Annotated in this window: 17 protein-coding genes; 9 read left to right on the top strand and 8 right to left on the bottom strand. The window is 71.7% G+C overall.

Annotated features, from left to right (window positions below):
* The first annotated feature begins 81 nt into the window (after positions 1–81).
* Positions 82–237 carry a hypothetical protein gene (locus tag ACZ7L0_RS31415; protein WP_471245907.1) on the top strand — a complete coding sequence of 52 codons (156 nt, stop codon included), beginning with the start codon at positions 82–84 and terminating at the stop codon, positions 235–237.
* 75 nt (positions 238–312) lie between these two features.
* Here the strand turns inward: ACZ7L0_RS31415 and ACZ7L0_RS31410 are convergent, their stop codons facing one another.
* From ACZ7L0_RS31410 to ACZ7L0_RS31400, 3 genes are read right to left on the bottom strand one after another with little or no spacing between them, the layout of a single operon-like run.
* The gene (locus tag ACZ7L0_RS31410; protein ID WP_471245906.1) at positions 313–1,251 is read right to left on the bottom strand and encodes a 3-oxoacyl-ACP reductase; all 939 of its coding nucleotides are present in this window, start codon (positions 1,249–1,251) and stop codon (positions 313–315) included.
* Between the two features lie 12 nt (positions 1,252–1,263).
* Complete coding sequence (locus ACZ7L0_RS31405; protein WP_471245905.1) at positions 1,264–2,340, bottom strand: Zn-dependent alcohol dehydrogenase; 1,077 nt, start codon at positions 2,338–2,340, stop codon at positions 1,264–1,266.
* 33 nt (positions 2,341–2,373) lie between these two features.
* The gene (locus tag ACZ7L0_RS31400; protein ID WP_471245904.1) at positions 2,374–3,231 is read right to left on the bottom strand and encodes a MaoC/PaaZ C-terminal domain-containing protein; all 858 of its coding nucleotides are present in this window, start codon (positions 3,229–3,231) and stop codon (positions 2,374–2,376) included.
* Between the two features lie 275 nt (positions 3,232–3,506).
* Between ACZ7L0_RS31400 and ACZ7L0_RS31395 the strand changes: the two genes are divergently transcribed.
* The gene (locus tag ACZ7L0_RS31395) at positions 3,507–4,730 is read left to right on the top strand and encodes a sensor histidine kinase (protein WP_471245903.1); all 1,224 of its coding nucleotides are present in this window, start codon (positions 3,507–3,509) and stop codon (positions 4,728–4,730) included.
* On the opposite strand, the gene ACZ7L0_RS31390 is transcribed toward ACZ7L0_RS31395, so the two are convergent.
* On the bottom strand, positions 4,708–6,291 hold the full coding sequence (locus tag ACZ7L0_RS31390; protein WP_471245902.1) for an alpha-L-arabinofuranosidase B: 1,584 nt from the start codon (positions 6,289–6,291) through the stop codon (positions 4,708–4,710). The two genes, ACZ7L0_RS31395 and ACZ7L0_RS31390, sit on opposite strands and share 23 nt — an antisense overlap.
* A 230-nt stretch (positions 6,292–6,521) precedes the next feature.
* Here ACZ7L0_RS31390 and ACZ7L0_RS31385 point away from each other — a divergent pair, with 230 nt between their 5' ends.
* Positions 6,522–7,133, top strand: a complete 612-nt coding sequence (locus tag ACZ7L0_RS31385; RefSeq protein ID WP_471245901.1) for a response regulator — start codon at positions 6,522–6,524, stop codon at positions 7,131–7,133.
* 1 nt (position 7,134) lies between these two features.
* Here the strand turns inward: ACZ7L0_RS31385 and ACZ7L0_RS31380 are convergent, their stop codons facing one another.
* The 4 genes from ACZ7L0_RS31380 to ACZ7L0_RS31365 all read right to left on the bottom strand — a co-directional run bounded on the left by ACZ7L0_RS31380 (position 7,135) and on the right by ACZ7L0_RS31365 (position 11,228).
* Positions 7,135–7,875, bottom strand: a complete 741-nt coding sequence (locus ACZ7L0_RS31380; RefSeq protein WP_471245900.1) for a hypothetical protein — start codon at positions 7,873–7,875, stop codon at positions 7,135–7,137.
* Positions 7,876–7,904: 29 nt separating this feature from the next.
* Positions 7,905–8,444, bottom strand: coding sequence for a SigE family RNA polymerase sigma factor (locus ACZ7L0_RS31375; protein ID WP_471245899.1), 540 nt, complete (start codon positions 8,442–8,444; stop codon positions 7,905–7,907).
* A 51-nt stretch (positions 8,445–8,495) separates the two neighbouring features.
* The gene (locus tag ACZ7L0_RS31370; protein WP_471245898.1) at positions 8,496–9,968 is read right to left on the bottom strand and encodes an MFS transporter; all 1,473 of its coding nucleotides are present in this window, start codon (positions 9,966–9,968) and stop codon (positions 8,496–8,498) included.
* Positions 9,969–10,040: 72 nt separating this feature from the next.
* The gene (locus ACZ7L0_RS31365; protein ID WP_471245897.1) at positions 10,041–11,228 is read right to left on the bottom strand and encodes a lipid-transfer protein; all 1,188 of its coding nucleotides are present in this window, start codon (positions 11,226–11,228) and stop codon (positions 10,041–10,043) included.
* A 160-nt stretch (positions 11,229–11,388) separates the two neighbouring features.
* Between ACZ7L0_RS31365 and ACZ7L0_RS31360 the strand changes: the two genes are divergently transcribed.
* The 6 genes from ACZ7L0_RS31360 to ACZ7L0_RS31335 all read left to right on the top strand — a co-directional run bounded on the left by ACZ7L0_RS31360 (position 11,389) and on the right by ACZ7L0_RS31335 (position 17,276).
* Complete coding sequence (locus ACZ7L0_RS31360; protein WP_471245896.1) at positions 11,389–13,128, top strand: MFS transporter; 1,740 nt, start codon at positions 11,389–11,391, stop codon at positions 13,126–13,128.
* Between the two features lie 109 nt (positions 13,129–13,237).
* The gene (locus ACZ7L0_RS31355; RefSeq protein WP_471245895.1) at positions 13,238–13,900 is read left to right on the top strand and encodes a class I SAM-dependent methyltransferase; all 663 of its coding nucleotides are present in this window, start codon (positions 13,238–13,240) and stop codon (positions 13,898–13,900) included.
* Between the two features lie 10 nt (positions 13,901–13,910).
* Positions 13,911–14,897, top strand: coding sequence for an N-acetylmuramoyl-L-alanine amidase (locus tag ACZ7L0_RS31350; protein WP_471245894.1), 987 nt, complete (start codon positions 13,911–13,913; stop codon positions 14,895–14,897).
* 151 nt (positions 14,898–15,048) lie between these two features.
* Positions 15,049–15,816 carry a DUF5336 domain-containing protein gene (locus ACZ7L0_RS31345; protein ID WP_471245893.1) on the top strand — a complete coding sequence of 256 codons (768 nt, stop codon included), beginning with the start codon at positions 15,049–15,051 and terminating at the stop codon, positions 15,814–15,816.
* Positions 15,817–15,928: 112 nt separating this feature from the next.
* On the top strand, positions 15,929–16,939 hold the full coding sequence (locus tag ACZ7L0_RS31340) for an LLM class F420-dependent oxidoreductase (RefSeq protein ID WP_471245892.1): 1,011 nt from the start codon (positions 15,929–15,931) through the stop codon (positions 16,937–16,939).
* Positions 16,940–16,982: 43 nt separating this feature from the next.
* Positions 16,983–17,276, top strand: coding sequence for a hypothetical protein (locus tag ACZ7L0_RS31335; RefSeq protein WP_471245891.1), 294 nt, complete (start codon positions 16,983–16,985; stop codon positions 17,274–17,276).
* Positions 17,277–17,321 lie beyond the last annotated feature (45 nt).

Genomic DNA, 17,321 nt, shown 5'->3' with positions numbered 1-17,321 from the left:
CCTGGATTCGGCCCGAGGTGTGCCGGTTAGACTCGCCCGGCTGTACGAACGATCATGTGTTTGACGGGGTGAATTCTTCCGATGAGTGACGCCAGTACGTCCCAGCAGCTGCCTGCCGACATTCAGGAGTCCGACGGTCACGGCAAGCACCGCGGTCCGGTCTCGGTTCACGACGCCGAGTCGGCCCCGCGTGGCCGCCACCGCAAGCCTGAACCGGCCGAGACGGCAGCCGCCTGACGGTCCGCCGGAAGGGCCCGTCCCTCGTCCGAGGGGCGGGCCCTTCCGTATGTCCACGGCCACTGGAGGACGCGTTCACCGCCGCTTGAGGGCCAGTACCTCCGCCGCCGCGAACGTCTCCCCCGCCGGGCACCGCTCGTAGTGCGGGGTGAGCAGCGCGTCGAGTTCGTCGTAGGTGAAGGTGTCCTGCTTGCTGTCGAACTTCGCCCCCACCCGCGGCCGTTCGACGACCGCCACCATGCCGCCGTGCACGACGAGCAGCTGCCCGTTGATCCGCGCCGCGGCGGGTGAGGCCAGGTAGCCGACGAGCGGGGCGACGTGTTCGGGGGCGAGCGGGTCGAGGCCCTCGTCGGGCGCGGCGAGTCCGGCGAAGACGTCCTCGGTCATCCGGGTCCGGGCGCGCGGGCAGATGGCGTTGGCCGTCACGCCGTACTTGGCCAGGGCCAGGGCGGTCGACGTCGTGAGGCCCACGATGCCGCCCTTCGCCGCCGCGTAGTTGGGCTGGCCCGCCGACCCGGCCAGGAACGCCTCCGAGGAGGTGTTCACGATCCGCCCGTACACCGGTGCCCCCGCGGCCTTGGACCGGTCGCGCCAGTGCGCGGCCGCGAAGCGGGTGGTGTTGAAGTGGCCCTTGAGGTGGACCCGGATCACCGAGTCCCACTCCTCCTCCGCCATGGAGAAGACCATGCGGTCGCGCAGGATGCCCGCGTTGTTGACGAGGATGTCCAGCCTGCCGAACTCCTCGACGGCCGCGTCGATCAGTTCGAGGGCTTGCCGGAAGTCGGCGACGTCCCCGGTGTGGGCCAGCGCCCGGCCCCCCTGGGCGCGGATCTCGGCGGCGACCTCCTCGGCGGGCCCGGCGGAGGCCTCGCCCGAGCCGTCCCGGCCGGGCTGTCCGTAGTCGTTGACGACGACGGCCGCGCCGAGCCGGGCGAGCTCCAGCGCCTCGGCCCGGCCGAGTCCGCGCCCGGCACCGGTGACGACGGCGGACAGCCCCTCCAGTGGCAGTGACATGCCCGGCCTCCGTCAGATCTCGATGCAGGTGCGCAGGGCCGCGCCGGTACGCATCTGGTCCAGCGCCTCGTTGATCTCGGTGAGCGGCACCCGATGGGTGATCAGGCCCTCCAGGTCGATACGGCCCGCCCGCCACAGGGCGATGGTCCGCTCGTAGGAACGCAGCACGTCGCCGCCGCCGTACATCGACGGCAGGATCCGCTTCTCGTCGAAGAACAGCTCGAACATGTTGAGCTGGAGGAAGTCGTCCATGGCGCCCGCGCCGACGACGACGAGGGTGCCGCCGCGCCGGGTGTTCTCGTAGGCGGTCCGGGCGGTGGCGGACCTGCCGACGACCTCGAAGACGTAGTCGAAGCCCTCGCCGCCGGTCACCTGCTGCTTGGCGTCGGCGAGTTCCTCCGGGGAGACCGCCTTGGTGGCCCCGAACCGCAGCGCGGACTCGCGGCGCGAGGCGACCGGGTCGACGGCGACGATCTCGGCGGCGCCCTTCAGCCGCGCCCCCTGGATCGCGGAGATGCCGACGCCCCCGCAGCCGATGACCGCGACCGACGAACCGGCCTCCACGTCGGCGGTGTTGAGCGCGGCGCCCAGTCCCGTCGTCACCCCGCAGCCGATGAGGGCCGCGATGTCGAAGGGCACGTCGTCCGGGATCGGCACGGCGCAGCCCGCGTCGACGACGACCTCCTCGGCGAAGGTGCCGGTGCCCGCGAAGCCGAAGACGGCACCGCCGGGCCGCTTGAAGTTGGGGGTGCCGGCGTTCATGAACCCGGCCAGGCACAGCTCGGTCTGCCCCCGCTTGCAGGCGGGACACGCCCCGCAGGCGGGCAGCCAGCAGACGACCACCCGGTCCCCCGGCTTCAGGCCGCTCACGCCCTCCCCGACTTCGAGGATCTCCCCCGCGCCCTCGTGGCCGGGCACGAACGGAGCCGGCTGCGGCAGCACTCCGCTCATCGCCGACAGGTCCGAGTGGCACAGCCCGGTGGCGCGCACCCGGACCCGCACCCTGCCGGGGCCGAAGCCCACCGCCTCGACGTCGTCGAGGACCTCCAGCTTGTCCTGGCCGATCTCGTGCAGTACGGCTGCGCGCATGGTGCGGCTCCCTTCGCGTACGTCTGGGTGGGCTCAGGAGTGTTCGACGACCGTGTCGGCGAGAACGGGCACGTCATTCCGTTCGACGGCGCTCACGGCGACCCGCACCGCCCCGTCCTGCCGCCACATCCGCACGCGCAGCGTCTCCCCCGGGTACACGACCCCGGCGAAGCGCGTGGTGTACGCGCGGACCCGGGTCACGTCACCGCCGAGCAGCGTGTCGACGACGGCCTTGAGGGTCATGCCGTAGGTGCACAGGCCGTGCAGGATGGGCCGGTCGAACCCGGCGAGCTTGGCGAACTCCGGGTCGGCGTGCAGTGGGTTGAGGTCGCCGGAGAGGCGGTACAGCAGGGCCTGGTCCTCGCGGACCGTCCGCTCGACGATCCGGTCCGGCTCCCCGGTGGGCGGGTCGAGCCTGGTGGCGGGCCCGCGGTCGCCGCCCCACCCGCCCTCTCCCCGTACGAAGATCTGAGCGTCGTTGGTCCACAGCGGGCCGTCGGCGTCCGCGACCTCGGTGCGCATGACGAGGACGGCCGCCTTGCCCTTGTCGTACACGGCGGCGATCCGGCCGGTGGCGGTCGCGGTGCCCTGGGCCGGGACGGGCCGGTGCAGGGTGATCGACTGGCCACCGTGCAGCACGCGGGCGAGGTCGACGTCGACGCCCGGCATGGACAGGCCGCTGATCACGCCGGGCGAGCCGGCGCCCGCGACGGTGACGAAGCTCGGCAGGACGTGCAGCCGGGACTCCAGGGTGTAGCGCAGCTCGTCGGGGTCGGTGGCCGGGACGCCCGCGCCGATGCCGAGGTGGTAGAGCTGGACGTCCTTGGCGGTCCAGGCGATCTCACCGGTCCTGGGTTCGGCCGCGAGGGCCTTGGCTGCGTCGATGGGCATACGGCTCCTGACACTGGCGGCTTCAAGACCCCGGCGCGGCCGTCCGCACCGTCGGCCGCACCGAGGTCGTCACGGGCCGATCTAGAACGCGTTCCAGTCCGGCGCCCCCTGTATAGCCCAGCCCTCCGCAGTTGTGAAGGCTCCTGACGCACCGTCAGGTGAGGGCGCTGTGACATTTGTACTGCCCGGGTCCGTACAAGCGCATCTGCCGGGCCGGGGAGCGCCGGTGCGATCCTCGTCCTGACCACTTGACTGTACGGATCGGGGGATCACGGATGATCGGGATCGTGTCGTGGCGGCGGAGGTCGCGGTGCGGGGAGAAGGCCGTCCGCAAGGACGGGCAGGTCCCCGAGCACCCGGGCCCGCCGCCCACCGGATTCGCCCTGATGCCCTGGCTGCTGATGGGTCTGGGCTCCCTCGCCAACCTCTTCCAGGGCGAGACCCCCAATCCGTGGATCGGCGGCCTGGGCCTGTTCACCTTCAACTCGCTGTACATCTACGTGACCTTCCGTGCCTTCGACAGGAAGAAGCGCGAGGCGGCGCCCACACGGGTGGCCCTGCTGCTGATGGCCCTGCTGACCACCGGCCTGGCCATCGGCTACGGCGGCAACTGGCTGCTGTTCTTCCCGCTGCTGGGCCTCGCGACGGGGGCGACGCTGCGCGGACCCTGGCTGGGCAGGACCGGTCTGCTGCTGGCCGCGTTCGCGGGCGCCGTCTCCGGCGTCCGCTTCGGGTCGGACGCGGTGACCATCGCCTACGGCACGTTCCTGTCGACGATGGTGACCGCGGCGATCCTCTCCCTCTCCGAGGCCGTACGGGAGTTGCGCGCCGCCCGTGAGGAACTGGCCCGGCGGGCGGTGGAGAAGGAGCGGCTGCGCTTCTCCCGCGATCTGCACGATCTGCTCGGCCACACCCTGTCGGTGATCGTGGTGAAGTCGGAGGCCGCCCGCCGCCTGGCCGACCGCGACCTGGCCGCCGCGCTGACGCAGATCGGTGACATCGAGTCCGTCGGCCGGCAGGCGCTGACCGAGATCCGTGAGGCGGTGACCGGCTACCGCGAGGGCAGCCTCGCCACGGAACTGACCCGCGCCCGCTCGGCGCTGTCCGCCGCGAGCATCGAGCCGGTCGTGCGCCAGTCCGGCGCCCCGCTCACCCCGCCGACCGAGGCCCTGCTCGGCTGGGTGGTCCGCGAGGCGGTCACCAACGTCGTCCGGCACAGCGACGCCGGCCGCTGTGAGATCACCGTCGACAGCGGTGCGGAGCGGGTGCGGCTGACGGTCACGGACGACGGCACGGGCGCCGCCACCACCAGCCGGGAGGGCATCGGCGGCACCGGTCTGAAGGGACTGACCGAGCGCCTCGCGGCGGCGGGCGGCGCACTGCGCGCCGGCCCGTCGCCGCGCGGCGGCTTCACGGTCACCGCCGACCTCCCGGTGGACGGCGACGTCACCACGGAGCGGACGGCGCCTCCCCTCTCTACGGCGCCCAGGGCGAGCTGACCACCCAGCTCACGTCGTCGCTCCACGAGGTGCCGCTGTCCCAGGCGTTGGAGCCGCCGTTGCTCGCTATGTAGACGTTGAGGTTGTAGTGCCTCAGATACTTGGTGGGGTAGTTGTACGAGGCGAACGAGGTGCCCGTGCCGCTCTTGCCCGTCTGCGGACAGAAGGTGGCGTCGGCTCTGAACTGGGCGGTGCCGTCCATGGGCTGCCGGGTGAGCTTGTAGTTGTAGTGCCGCAGGAAGTCGCCCGGATAGTTCCGCGACTCGAAGGAGACGCAGGAGCCGCTGGCCAGCCCGCGCCGCACGATCCAGGTGGCGTCGCTCTTGTCGAGGGCCGAACTGTTCGACGTCACCGAGGAGATGACCGCCGCGTCGTTCTGGTGGCGGACGTAGTCGGTCGTGCAGCAGGAGGTCGTCGCGCGCAGCGATATCTCCGAGCCGGGCGTCAGCGACCCGGTGCTGCCGGTCGGGCCGCCGTAGCCCACGGAGACGATGTTGGACTGCACGGCGTCGTCGGCGGCGTCCGTCGGAATGCCGGAGGTCATCACGCCTTCGAAGAAGGACCCGATGGAGCCGTTGCTGTTGTCACCGCCGGTGCCCAGGACGATCGCGCCCTCCTGGTGCATCGGGGAGTAGCCGCCGCCGTTCACGGTCGGCTCGCCTCCCGAATAGGTGGTGGTGAGTCCACCGGACTGCGCATTGCCGTATTTCAGCGCGAAATGGTTCTGCCCGTTGTTCTTCAGCAGCGCGGTCACGAACGGCAGTGGTCCGGTGCCGATGTTGGACGAGTTCTTGCTGTACCCGGCGTCCGACTGGAACAGCCCGTTCTCCAGGTCGGCCTGCACCCACGGCCCCTGGCCGTAGCAGGGCGAGAACCAGCACTCGGTGCCGAAGTTGATCGCGTCCATATGACCGTTGCCCGTGTCCAGGTTGTTGGTCTCGGCGTTGCCGTAGTCGAAGCAGCAGCGGCCGTTGACATGGGTGCCGGAGGTCACCATGTACATTCCCTCGGCCTGCCCGTTGACGGCGACGCCCGAGGTGGAGTTGTCCCGGTAGCCCATGCCGGCCGATATCTCCAGGCCGTAGACCTGGTGGCCGCCGACGGTCACCGGCAGCGCGTCCGCGGGCGCCCCGACATCGGCCGCACCGGCCCCGCCCGCACCCTCGACGGTGAGGTCGTTGTGGCGCGAGGACTGGTCGTAGATCTTGGTGATGATGCAGGTCGTGCCGGAGCAGAAGCTGTCCTGCGCCGCCGCGTTGGCGTACCCGCCGGCCGCCAGCAGGCCGATGTTCGCGCTCGCCCCGTCGGAGGCGCGCTGCACCTGGTAGAGCGAGCCGTTGTACGACGAGTACAGCGCCCGTGCGAGGCTGTGCGCGGCGACGCAGGGCGTGCCCGCGGCGGCGTAGACGTCACAGGGCAGCGAACTGGCGGCGGCTGCCTGCGGGGCACCGACGCCGAGCAGCAGCGCGGTGATGGTGGCGAACGCCGCGAGCAGGGAGAGGGCGGCGCTTCTGAGCCGCCGGGGACTGCGGCGCGGGAGTTTCGGGGGTCTTGGGTCCACGATGCACCTCTTGGGTTCCTCGTAGGGCAGTGCCGGGGGGGACGGTCGAAATACCGGACACTGTTCGATCGAAATACCGAACCTATTCAGCGCCGTAATGCCGAACAATTACCGGAAATGCAGAGGCGATTGTTTGCTCGCCACCGGGGGCCGTCAACCCCCGCGGACCCGAACAAGGAAGAGTCTTTAAGGAGAGTCTTTAATCGGCCGGGCTGGCCTACGCTTGGCCCGTGAAGAACATCAGGGTCCTGCTCGCCGAGGACCAGGGCATGATGCGCGGCGCCCTCGCCTTACTGCTCGGCATGGAGGAGGACATCGAGGTCGTCGCGCAGGTCGCCACGGGCGACGTGATCGTGGACGCGGCGTTGCTGCACCGGCCGGACGTGGCCCTGCTGGACATCGAACTGCCGGGCCTGAGCGGCCTGGACGCGGCGGCGCTGCTGCGCGAGCAGGTGTCCGGTTGCAGGGTGCTGATACTGACCACCTTCGGCCGGCCCGGCTATCTGCGCCGGGCCATGGAGGCCGGGGCGTCCGGCTTCCTGGTCAAGGACGGGCCGGTGGAGGAACTGGCCGTGGCGATCCGGCGCGTGCTCGCCGGGGAGACCGTGGTCGACCCGGCGCTCGCCGCCGCCGCGCTGAGCGCCGGGCCCAGTCCCCTCACCGCCCGCGAGTGCGACGTACTGAAGGCCTCGGTGGACGGCGCGACGGTCTCCGACATCGCCGCCCGCCTCCACCTCTCCGAGTCCACGGTCCGCAACTACCTGTCCTCCGCGATCGGCAAGACGGGTACGCGCAACCGGGCCGAGGCGGTGCGGGAGGCTCGGCAGCAGGGGTGGCTGTGACCTACCGGATCACCCCCGCCGTCTTGTTTCCCTTCCCTACCGGGCCCATGCACACGAACCACTTCACCGGGGAACCCGCGGCCTCCCGGGCCGGGCTGACGCTGCTGGTGCCGCCTTCCCAGGTGCACTGGACCTGCCGGGCGGTGCCGGCGACCCGGCCGACCACGAGACGCTCGGGGCCGTCGGCGCCGTCCCTAGGCAGCGGAAGGGCACCGGACACCATGTCCTTGCCCGACATGCGGTCCCACTTCTCGACAGTGTCGAAGATGAGCACCCTGGGGCGGCGGGCGTCGCCGTAGTACAGACTCGCGTAGTACGACGTTCTGCCCATGAGGCGGGAGGGCTCGGGCAGTGCGCCGGTGCCGATGCCGTAGTCCCTCATCGCGTCCAGCTGCCTGGATGCCTCCGCCTTGTCCCGCGGCGCACCCCACACGGACAGCTCGACCCGCCACTCCTCGCCCCGGTCGACTCCCCGCGCCAGCTCGGTCAGCTGCGGCGCGTACACGTGCCGCGCCTCGACCGCCACGTTCGCCCCCCGGTCACCGTGCCCGCCGGGCAGCCCCGTCACCGCGAGCGTGGCCCCCGTGGACCCGGCCAGCACCAGCGTCGTGGCCGCGGCCACCGCCCAGCGCCGCGCCCGGCGACGGCGTCCGCCGCGCATGACCGCCTGCACCGGGGCTATACCGATCTCGACCTCGTCCGCGGCGTCCGCGAGCAGGAAGGCGATGTCCGTCTGCGTCATGTCGTGCGTCCTCTTCCGGTCCGCGCTCATCAGTTCCGCCCTCCCTGCGTCACCATCTCGACCAGTCCCGGTATGGCGCGGAGTTTCGCGATCCCCTTGGCCGCGTTGCTCTTGACCGTGCCCACCGAGCAGCCCATCGCCTCGGCCGCCTGTGTCTCCGTCAGGTCCTCCCAGTACCGCAGGACCACCGCCTCCCGCTGCCGGGCGGGCAGTTGGGCGAGCGCCTTCAGCAGGGCGCTGCGGTCGTCGGCCTGGGAGATGCGGTCGCCGGTGTCGGCCACCTCGCGCACCAGGCCCGAGTCGTCCTTCGGCGCCAGGAACTCCTTCAGCCTTCTGCGGTGTTTACGCGCATGCGCGTTGATCATCACGCGCCGTACGTAAGCCTCCGGGTCGTCCGCGGCGCCGACCCGGCGCCAGGCCGTGTAGACCTGCTCCAGCGTCGACTGGACCAGGTCCTCGGCGGCGTGCTGCTCCCCCGTGAGGAGAAATGCCGTACGCATCAGCCGCGGCCAGCGGCCGACGACAAAGCTCTGGAACTCCTCGTCCCGAGCCCTCTTCCGATCCCCCATGGGCACCTCCTAGATGTCAAAAGGAGTCCACGAGGCGCCCGGATCGTTGCCTCACTGCCCAGAAGAATCCGCAGAAGAACGCGCGGCGGACCTCGCGGAGGACTTCGCGGAAGCCGGAGCGGCCCTTCGCGGCAGCCACACCAGCATCAGTACCGCCCCGCCGAGCAGCAGCGCGGTACTGGCGCGGAAGGCGAGCGCGTACCCCTGTGTCAGCGCCCCCGCCCCGCCGTCGTCGCCCGTACGCGCGGCCGCGATGGTCGACATGACCGCGAGCCCCAGCGAACCGCCCATCGTCCGCGAGGTGTTGACCAGCCCCGACACCAGTCCGGCCTCTTCCGGCGCCGCCCCCGAGGTGGCCAGCGAGGCCAGCGGGGTCGCCGCGAGCCCCGCCCCCAGCATCATCAGGATCCCCGGGACCATGATCGCCGTGACGTAGGCCTCGTGCGCGCTCATCGTCGACTGCCACCCGAACCCGACGGCCGCCACCAGCGTCCCCAGCACCGCCACCGTGCGCGCCCCGGCCGCCCGCATCAGGCGCGGCGCCAGCTTCGAGCCGACCACCACGGCCAGGGAGCTGGGCACCAGCGCGAGTCCGGCGTCCAGCGGCGAGTAGCCGAGCACGTTCTGCGCGTACAGCGTCATGAAGTACCACATGCAGAACATCGCCGAACCGCTCACGAACATGGCCGCGTTCGCCGACGCCACCGACCGCAGCCGCAGCAGCCCGAGCGGCATCAGCGGCGCCGCCGTACGCGCCTCGACCAGCAGGAACAGCCCGATCAGCGTGAGTCCGGCGGCCAGCGGCACCAGCGTGGGCGCGGCCGTCCACCCCTCCGCCTCGGTCTGCACGATCCCGTACGCCACCGTCGCCAGCCCCGCCGTCACCAGCAGCGCCCCCGGCAGGTCCAGCCGCCGCCCGTCCCCCGCCCGGCTCTCCGTCAGCCACACCACGGACCCGGCCAGCACCACAGCGCCCACCGGGACGTTGATCAGCAGCACCCAGCGCCAGGACAGCACGTCCACCAGCACCCCGCCGACGAGCCCGCCCGCGGCGCCCCCGCCCGCGCCCACCGCCGTCCAGGTCGCGATGGCCCGCGCCCGGGCCCCGCCCTCCGGCACCGCGGCCGTCAGCAGCGTCAGCGTCGAGGGCGCCAGCACCGCAGCGCCCAGCCCCTGCACGGCCCGGGCCAGCAGCAGCTGCCAGCCCTCCTGGGCCACCCCGCCGCCCAGCGAGGCCAGCGTGAACAGCCCGAGCCCCACCAGGAACATCCGCTTGCGCCCGTACAGGTCACCGGCCCGCCCGCCCAGCAGCATGAACCCGGCGAAGGCGATGGCATAGGCGTTCACGACCCACTGCAACCCGCCCGCGCTCAGCCCGAGGTCGGCCCGCATCGAGGGCAGCGCCACATTGACGACGGACACGTCGAGCACGACCAGGAACTGCCCCGCGCAGGCCAGCGCCACCACCAGCCAGGTGGGCGGCGCGGTACGGCGGTACAAGGGGGTGGTGTCGGCTTCGGCCATGCCTGTCATGCTCTCAACCCGGTTACACCCCTTGCATCGGCTTTTCGCCGCCCCTCGACCAGGACTCCAGTCCTACGCCCCCCGCACCAGCGTCACCACCGCCGCGCCGCCGAGCCCGATGTTGTGCGCCAGCCCCACCCGGGCGCCCGCCACCTGCCGCTCCCCCGCCTCGCCGCGCAGCTGCCACGCCAGCTCCGCGATCTGCGCGAGGCCCGTGGCGCCCAGCGGGTGCCCCTTGGAGATCAGTCCGCCGGACGGGTTGACCACCCACCGTCCGCCGTACGTGGTCGCGCCCGATTCGACGAGCTTCCCCGACTCGCCGGGCCCGCACATGCCGAGCGCCTCGTACGTCAGCAGTTCGTTGACCGAGAAGCAGTCGTGCAGCTCGACGACGTCCACGTCCTCGATGCCGAGCCCGGACCGCTCGTACACCATCCGGGCCGCCTCCCGGGACATCGGCTGTCCGACGACGTCGACGCAGGAGCCCGACGCGAAGGACTCCTCGGTGTCCGTGGTCATGGCCTGCGCGACGATCTCGACGAGACCGGTCAGCCCCCGTGCCTCGGCGAACCGCTGGGACACCACCACGGCCGCCGCCGCGCCGTCCGAGGTCGGCGAGCACTGGAGCTTCGTCAGCGGGCGGTGGACCGTACGGGCGACGAGGATCTCGTCGACGGAGTACACGTCCCGGAACTGGGCGTACGGGTTGTGCGCCGAATGCCGGTGGTTCTTGGCGGCCACGGCGGCTAGCTGCGCCTCGGTGGTGCCGTACCGCTCCATGTGCTCGCGGGCCGCGTCGCCGAAGATCTGCGCGGTGGGCGGGGTCGCCTCGAAGCCGTGCCGGGCGGCCATGACGCCGTAGTGCCGGGCGACGGGTGAGGTCGCGAAGTCGCCCCCGTCGGCGCCCGAACCCAGCGCTCCCCGCTTCATCTTCTCGAAGCCCAGCGTGAGCACGCAGTCGCACACCCCGCCCTCGACGAGCTGCCGGGCCAGCATCAGCGCGGTCGAGCCGGTCGCGCAGTTGTTGTTGACGTTGTAGACGGGGACGCCGGTCAGGCCGAGCTCGTAGGCGGCGCGCTGGCCGGCGGTGGAGGGCTGGAAGCAGTAGCCGACGGAAACCTGTTCCACCTCGCTGTAAGGGATCCCGGCATCCTCCAGAGCCCGGCTGCCCGCCTCCCGTGCCATGTCCCAGTACTGCCACTCTCGGGCCTCGGGCTTCTCGAACTTCGTCATCCCGACCCCGGCGACATAGGCCTTCATGGCGCGCCAGATTAGAACACGTTCCACTCATTCACCAGATCTGACGCCACCTCAGATTCCCAACACGAGGTCAAGAATTCATTAGAGGCCCGAAGCAACGGAATAGTTGCCTGTGCATACGGGGTTTACCCAGCACTTATCGCACTGGAGGCCTCACTCAATGACGCACACGACGACCGACCGGGCCGCCCGGAGCGCGAGCGGGGCCGTGGTCCCGGTACTCGCGTTCGCGGGCATCGTGGTCGCGGTGATGCAGACCCTGCTCGTCCCGGTCATCAAGGACCTGCCGCAGCTGCTGGACACCGCCCCCAGCAACGCCACCTGGGTCCTGACCTCGACCCTGCTGTCGGGCGCCGTGGCCACCCCGATCATGGGCCGCCTCGGCGACCTGTACGGCAAGCGGCGCATGCTGATCCTCAGCCTCGCCGTCATGGTGGTCGGCGCCCTGGTCAGCGCGCTCACCAGCGACCTGCTCACCATGATCGTCGGCCGTACGCTCCAGGGCTTCGCGATGGGCGCGATCCCCCTCGGCATCGGCCTGATGCGCGACATGCTGCCCCGCGAGAAGCTCGGCTCGGCGATGGCCCTGATGAGCTCCTCGATCGGCGTCGGCGGCGGCCTCGCGCTGCCCGCCGCGGCCCTGGTCGCCCAGCACGCCGACTGGCACGCCCTGTTCTACGGCGCCGCCGGCCTCGGCGCGCTCTCCATCCTCCTCACCCTCCTCGTCGTACCGGAGTCCCCGATGCGCGCCGAGGGCTCCTTCGACGTGCTGGGCGCGCTGGGCCTGTCCGCGGGCCTGGTCCTCTTCCTGCTGCCGATCACCAAGGGCAGCGACTGGGGCTGGACCTCGGGCACCACGCTCGGCCTGTTCGCCGCCTCGGCGGTCGTGCTCGTCCTGTGGGGCGTGATGGAGCTGCGGGTCAAGGCCCCGCTGGTGGACCTGCGCACCACGGCCCGCCCCGCCGTGCTCTTCACCAACCTCGCCTCGATCATGGTCGGCGTCTCGTTCTACGTCGTCTCGCTGGTCCTGCCCCAGCTGCTCCAGCTGCCCAAGGCCACCGGGTACGGCCTCGGCCAGTCGATGGTGGTCGCCGGTCTGCTCGTCGCGCCGCTCGGCCTGACCATGATGTTCACCGCGCCGGTCTACGCCCGGCTGTCCGCGAAGTACGGCCCCAAGGTCACCCTGATCCTCGGCATGCTGATCATCGCGATCGGCTACGGCGCCGGCCTCGGCCTGATGAGCGCCGCCTGGCAGAGCCTGGTCATCGCGGTGGTCCTGGGCGCCGGCATCGGCCTCGCCTACTCCTCGCTGCCCGCGCTGATCGTCGGCGCGGTCCCGGCCTCGGAGACCGGCGCGGCCAACGGCCTCAACACGCTGATGCGCTCGATCGGCACCTCGGTCTCCAGCGCCGTCATCGGCATGGTGCTGGCCAACACCGCGAACAACGTGAACGGCGTCGCGATCCCCACCATGCACGGCTTCCGGGTCTCCTTCCTGATCGCCACCGCCGCCGTCGCCGTGGGCCTCGTCCTGGCCCTCTTCCTGCCCGGCCGCCGGCCCGCCGCCCACCCGCAGCTGCGCGCCAGCAGCGAGGAGGACGCCAACCTGGAGCGCGCCGAGGAGGTCCTGCGGGGCTTCCGCGGCCGGGTGCTGGGCGCCGACGGCACTCCCGTCGCCCGCGCCAAGGTCACCCTGATCGACCACCGGGGCCGCCAGGCGGGCGCCACCCTCTCCGCGGAGGACGGCCGCTACACCCTGGCCGTGCCCGCCCAGGGCGCCTACGTGCTGGCCGCGAAGGCCTCCGGCCACGGCCCGCACGCCTCGTCCGCGACCCACGCGGGCGACGAGCGGCCGGTGGAGCTGGACCTGGCGCTGCCGGGCGAGACGGTCTCGGCCTGACAGCCGTCCCGGATCCGCACCACACGCACCCCCTGTCGCCCCGGCGGCAGGGGGTGCGGCACCATGGGGCGCTCATACGCTCATACGCACACACGACCGAGAGGGACCCATGCCCGCGGCACCCAAGCCCGAGATCCTGGCCGCGTTCGAGGCGGCGAAGGGGTTCATGCCCGTGGACGAGGGGCTGGCGCTGTACGCGGCGGCCGTGGAGGCGGGGCGGCTGGGGCTGCCGCTGCTGGAGGTCGGCACGTACTGCGGACGCTCCACCATCCTGCTCGCCGACGCGGCCCGGCAGGCGGGGGTCACCGCGCTCACCCTGGACCACCACCGGGGCAGCGAGGAGCAGCAGCCGGGCTGGGAGTACCACGACCCGGAGACGGTCGACCCCGAGGTCGGCCTGATGGACACGCTGCCCGCCTTCCGCAGGACCCTGCACAGGGCCGGTTTGGAGGAGCACGTGGTGGCCCTGGTCGGCCGCTCCCCGCAGATCGCCGCGTTCTGGAACTCCCCGCTCGGCCTGGTGTTCGTCGACGGCGGCCACACCGACGAGCACGCGGGCGCCGACTACGAGGGCTGGGCCCCCCATGTGGCCGAAGGCGGCCTGCTCGTCATCCACGACGTGTTCCCGGACCCGGAGGACGAGTTCACCGGCCAGGCCCCCTACCGGGTCTACCTCCGGGCCCTGGAATCCGGCGAGTTCACGGAGGTCTCGGTCACCGGCTCGCTGCGCGTGCTGCGGCGAACGGAGGCGGAGTCCCTGGCTCCCCGTTAGAGTCGCTGACGTGTCGTACGTAGGACCCGACTTCGATCCCCCGCAGCCGCGCCGGCCCCGGCGCGGCCCGCTGACCGTTGCGCTCGCGGCGCTGGTGCCGGGCGCGCTGCTCGGCTGGCTGGTGTACGAGGCCGTGGGCGACCCGGGCGGCTCGGGCCGGCCCGGCGCCGGCGCGACCTCGGCGTCCGTGCCGCGCACGCTGTCCTCGTCGCCCTCGACGGCCCTGTCCGGCTCTCCGACCGGCTCCGCCGACGACGACGGGAAGACGAGCCCGAAGCCCACGGCCACCAAGCCGTCGGCCTCCGCGCCCGCCGCCTCCGGCCCGCTCAAGGGCAAGGTCGTCGTCATCGACCCGGGGCACAACCCGGGCAACTTCCGGCACACGGCCGAGATCAACCGCCAGGTCGACATCGGCACCAACTCCAAGGAGTGCGACACCACCGGCACGTCCACCAACTCCGGTTACACGGAGGCCCGGTTCACGCTGGACGTCGCCGACCGGCTGCGCACGATCCTTCAGAAGCAGGGCGCCACGGTGAAGCTGACCCACGAGGGCGACTCCCCGCCCTGGGGGCCCTGCGTGAACGAGCGCGCCCGGATCGGCAACACCGCGCACGCGGACGCGGCCATCTCCATCCACGCCGACGGCTCGGCCGAGGGCGACCGCGGCTTCCACGTCATCCTTCCCGCGTCCGTGCACGCGGGCGGCGCCGACACCCGCCCGATCGTCGGCTCCTCCCGCGCGCTCGGCGAGCGCATCGCGGGCAACTTCGTACGGGTCACGGGTCAGGCCCCCTCCAACTACGTGGGCGGCGGCACCGGTCTCGTCACGCGTAAGGACCTGGGCGGTCTCAATCTGTCAACGGTTCCCAAGGTGTTCATCGAGTGCGGCAACATGCGCGATAGCAAGGACGCGGCACTGCTCACCAGCGGCGCCTGGCGGCAGAAGGCGGCGCAAGGGATCTCTGAGGGAATCGTGAGTTTCCTGCGCGGGTAGTGATCGGCGGTCGGTCCCGTCGTACAGCCTGATCGTTCGAACGATAGTGTGCCTACGATCAGGGGCCACCCCCGCGACGCCTCCTGCCGACGACGAGACGACCTACGAAGGACCTGAAGTGAATATCCGCTCCCTCACTCGAGGCGACGGCGTGGTGATCGGAGCAGCGGTGTTGCTCTTCATCGCGTCGTTCCTCGCGTACTTCTCGTACTCCTACCAAGGCTATTCGGACAGCCAGAACGCGTGGGACGACCTCGGGAATGGCCTCGGCATATACATGGGTGCCGTCATCGGTGCCGGCCTGATCGTCCTGAACCGCTGCATGCCGCAGCAGCGCAAGGTGGCCGGCCTGGACCTCGGCATGGTCGGCACCGGCTTCGCGATCCTGGCCGCCTGGACGCTCTTCTGGTCGCTGGTGGACGTTTCCGACAACGTGGACGCCGGCGCCGGGCTCATCCTCGGTTTCATCGCCGCCCTCGTGCTGGCCGCCGCCGCCATCGCCACCCCCCTGGTCCCCGCCCTCCAGGCCGCCCTCGTCCCGGCCCCGAAGCCGCCGGCCCCGCAGCCCTACGGCGCCCAGCCGCCCGGTGGTTACGGCTACCCGGGTGCGCCGCAGCAGCCGTACGGTACTCAGCCGCAGCCGGGTCAGCCCTTCGGGCAGCAGCCGCCGCCGGCCGCGCAGCCGCAGGGCCAGCCGCAGCCGGCCGCGCAGCCGGCCGGGGACTTCTCGCCGTTCTGGTTCGCGGTGCCGGTGGCGCGTCCGCTGTTCGCGGAGGACGGCTCGCCCGCGCCGATCGCCGAACTGGCCCCGGGTACCTGGTACCTGGCGGTCGAGCAGCGCGGCGCGCACCTGGTCGCGCAGACCCAGGACGGCCGCCGTGGCGTGCTGCAGGACACCTCCGGGATCCAGCGCGGCTGAGTCCGCCGCGACCGTCGCGTACGGCCCCTCGCCCTTCCGGGCGGGGGGCCGTTGCCGTAAGGTCGGTGGCCCGCAGGTTTTCTGACGTCCCATCAGATCGGAGGCTGGTGGCATGCGGCTCGGTCTGGCACTCGGCTACTGGGGGCGCGGCCCGAACGCCGGCCACGTATCCCTCGCGCAGGAGGCGGAGCGGCTCGGCTACCACTCCGTGTGGACGGCGGAGTCCTGGGGATCGGACGCCTTCACGCCGCTCACCTGGATCGCCGCGCAGACCTCAAGGATCATGCTGGGCACGGCGGTTGCCCAGATGGCGGCCCGCTCCCCCACCACCACCGCGATGCACGCGCTCACCCTGGACCATCTCTCCGGCGGGCGCGTGATGCTCGGCCTCGGGCTGTCGGGGCCCCAGGTGGTGGAGGGCTGGTACGGCCGCCCGTTCCCGGCCTCGCCGCTGACCGCGACCCGGGAGTACGTGGACGTCGTACGGCAGGTGCTGCGCCGCGAGGCGCCGGTGGAACTGGCCGGACGCTTCCACTCCCACCCCTACCGGGGCCCGGACGGCACCGGCCTCGGCAAACCCCTCAAGTCCATCACCCACCCCCTGCGCCCCGGCCTCCCCGTCCTCCTCGGCGCCGAAGGCCCGAAGAACGTCGCCCAGACGACCCGCATCGCCGACGGCTGGCTCCCCCTGTACTGGGCGCCGACCCGCCCCGAGGCGTACGGCCCCTCCCTCACGGACCTCCCGGAGGGCTTCCTCGTCGCCCCCATGGCCCAGGTGCGCGTCTGCGACGACGTGGCCGAAGGCCTGCTCCCGGTGAAGATCATGCTCGGCTTCTACATCGGCGGTATGGGCCACGCGGCCCGCAACTTCCACGCCGACCTGATGGCGCGCATGGGGTACGAGGAGGAGGCCCGCCGCATCCAGCAGCTCTTCCTCTCCGGCCGCCGCCAGGAGGCCGTACAAGCCGTCCCGGACGCCTTCGCCGACGAGATCTCCCTGGTCGGCCCCCGCGAACGCATCGCCGAACGCCTGGAGTTGTGGCGCAAGGGCCCGGTGACGGACCTGCTGGCACTGTCCCCGGATCCACACACCCTGCGGGTCCTGGCGGAGCTCAACTCCTAGGTCTCGCCGGTTTCAACCGGGATTCCGGGGCCAGACGGAAGGTATGTCCCCTCGATATCGCAGTGGTTCCAACTCCGCTGGAACGGTCATCGCGGTGGTCGCGGACGTCATGGCCGTCATCATCGGACTGTGGATCCTGATGTACCTGTTGGACGCCAACCGGGCCAACGACCTGGTCCAGTTCGTCCATGACGCGGCAGCCTGGCTGGCCGGCTGGTCCCGCGACCTGTTCACCTTCGACGAGGCCTGGGCCCGGGTCGTCGCCGGCTACGGCCTGGCCGCCGTGGTCTACCTCTTCGTCGGCCACGCCATCGCCAACCGGATGCACCGGCACTGACCCCGTCCCGGGGGCGGGCCGGTCACACAGGTGGCCCGCCCCGGG

It is taken from the genome of Streptomyces sp. NPDC039424, assembly GCF_055639495.1.
This window is presented reverse-complemented; position numbering and strand designations above follow the sequence as displayed.

Excerpts from the sequence above, each read along its gene's own strand:
- ACZ7L0_RS31375 (WP_471245899.1), bottom strand. The coding sequence starts at position 8,444 with ATGGGGGATCGGAAGAGGGCTCGGGACGAGGAGTTCCAGAGCTTTGTC.
- ACZ7L0_RS31380 (WP_471245900.1), bottom strand. The coding sequence starts at position 7,875 with ATGACGCAGACGGACATCGCCTTCCTGCTCGCGGACGCCGCGGACGAG.
- ACZ7L0_RS31365 (WP_471245897.1), bottom strand. The coding sequence starts at position 11,228 with ATGAAGGCCTATGTCGCCGGGGTCGGGATGACGAAGTTCGAGAAGCCC.
- ACZ7L0_RS31415 (WP_471245907.1), top strand. The coding sequence starts at position 82 with ATGAGTGACGCCAGTACGTCCCAGCAGCTGCCTGCCGACATTCAGGAG.
- ACZ7L0_RS31335 (WP_471245891.1), top strand. The coding sequence starts at position 16,983 with ATGTCCCCTCGATATCGCAGTGGTTCCAACTCCGCTGGAACGGTCATC.
- ACZ7L0_RS31355 (WP_471245895.1), top strand. The coding sequence starts at position 13,238 with ATGCCCGCGGCACCCAAGCCCGAGATCCTGGCCGCGTTCGAGGCGGCG.
- ACZ7L0_RS31360 (WP_471245896.1), top strand. The coding sequence starts at position 11,389 with ATGACGCACACGACGACCGACCGGGCCGCCCGGAGCGCGAGCGGGGCC.
- ACZ7L0_RS31395 (WP_471245903.1), top strand. The coding sequence starts at position 3,507 with ATGATCGGGATCGTGTCGTGGCGGCGGAGGTCGCGGTGCGGGGAGAAG.
- ACZ7L0_RS31400 (WP_471245904.1), bottom strand. The coding sequence starts at position 3,231 with ATGCCCATCGACGCAGCCAAGGCCCTCGCGGCCGAACCCAGGACCGGT.
- ACZ7L0_RS31405 (WP_471245905.1), bottom strand. The coding sequence starts at position 2,340 with ATGCGCGCAGCCGTACTGCACGAGATCGGCCAGGACAAGCTGGAGGTC.
- ACZ7L0_RS31370 (WP_471245898.1), bottom strand. The coding sequence starts at position 9,968 with ATGGCCGAAGCCGACACCACCCCCTTGTACCGCCGTACCGCGCCGCCC.
- ACZ7L0_RS31340 (WP_471245892.1), top strand. The coding sequence starts at position 15,929 with ATGCGGCTCGGTCTGGCACTCGGCTACTGGGGGCGCGGCCCGAACGCC.
- ACZ7L0_RS31410 (WP_471245906.1), bottom strand. The coding sequence starts at position 1,251 with ATGTCACTGCCACTGGAGGGGCTGTCCGCCGTCGTCACCGGTGCCGGG.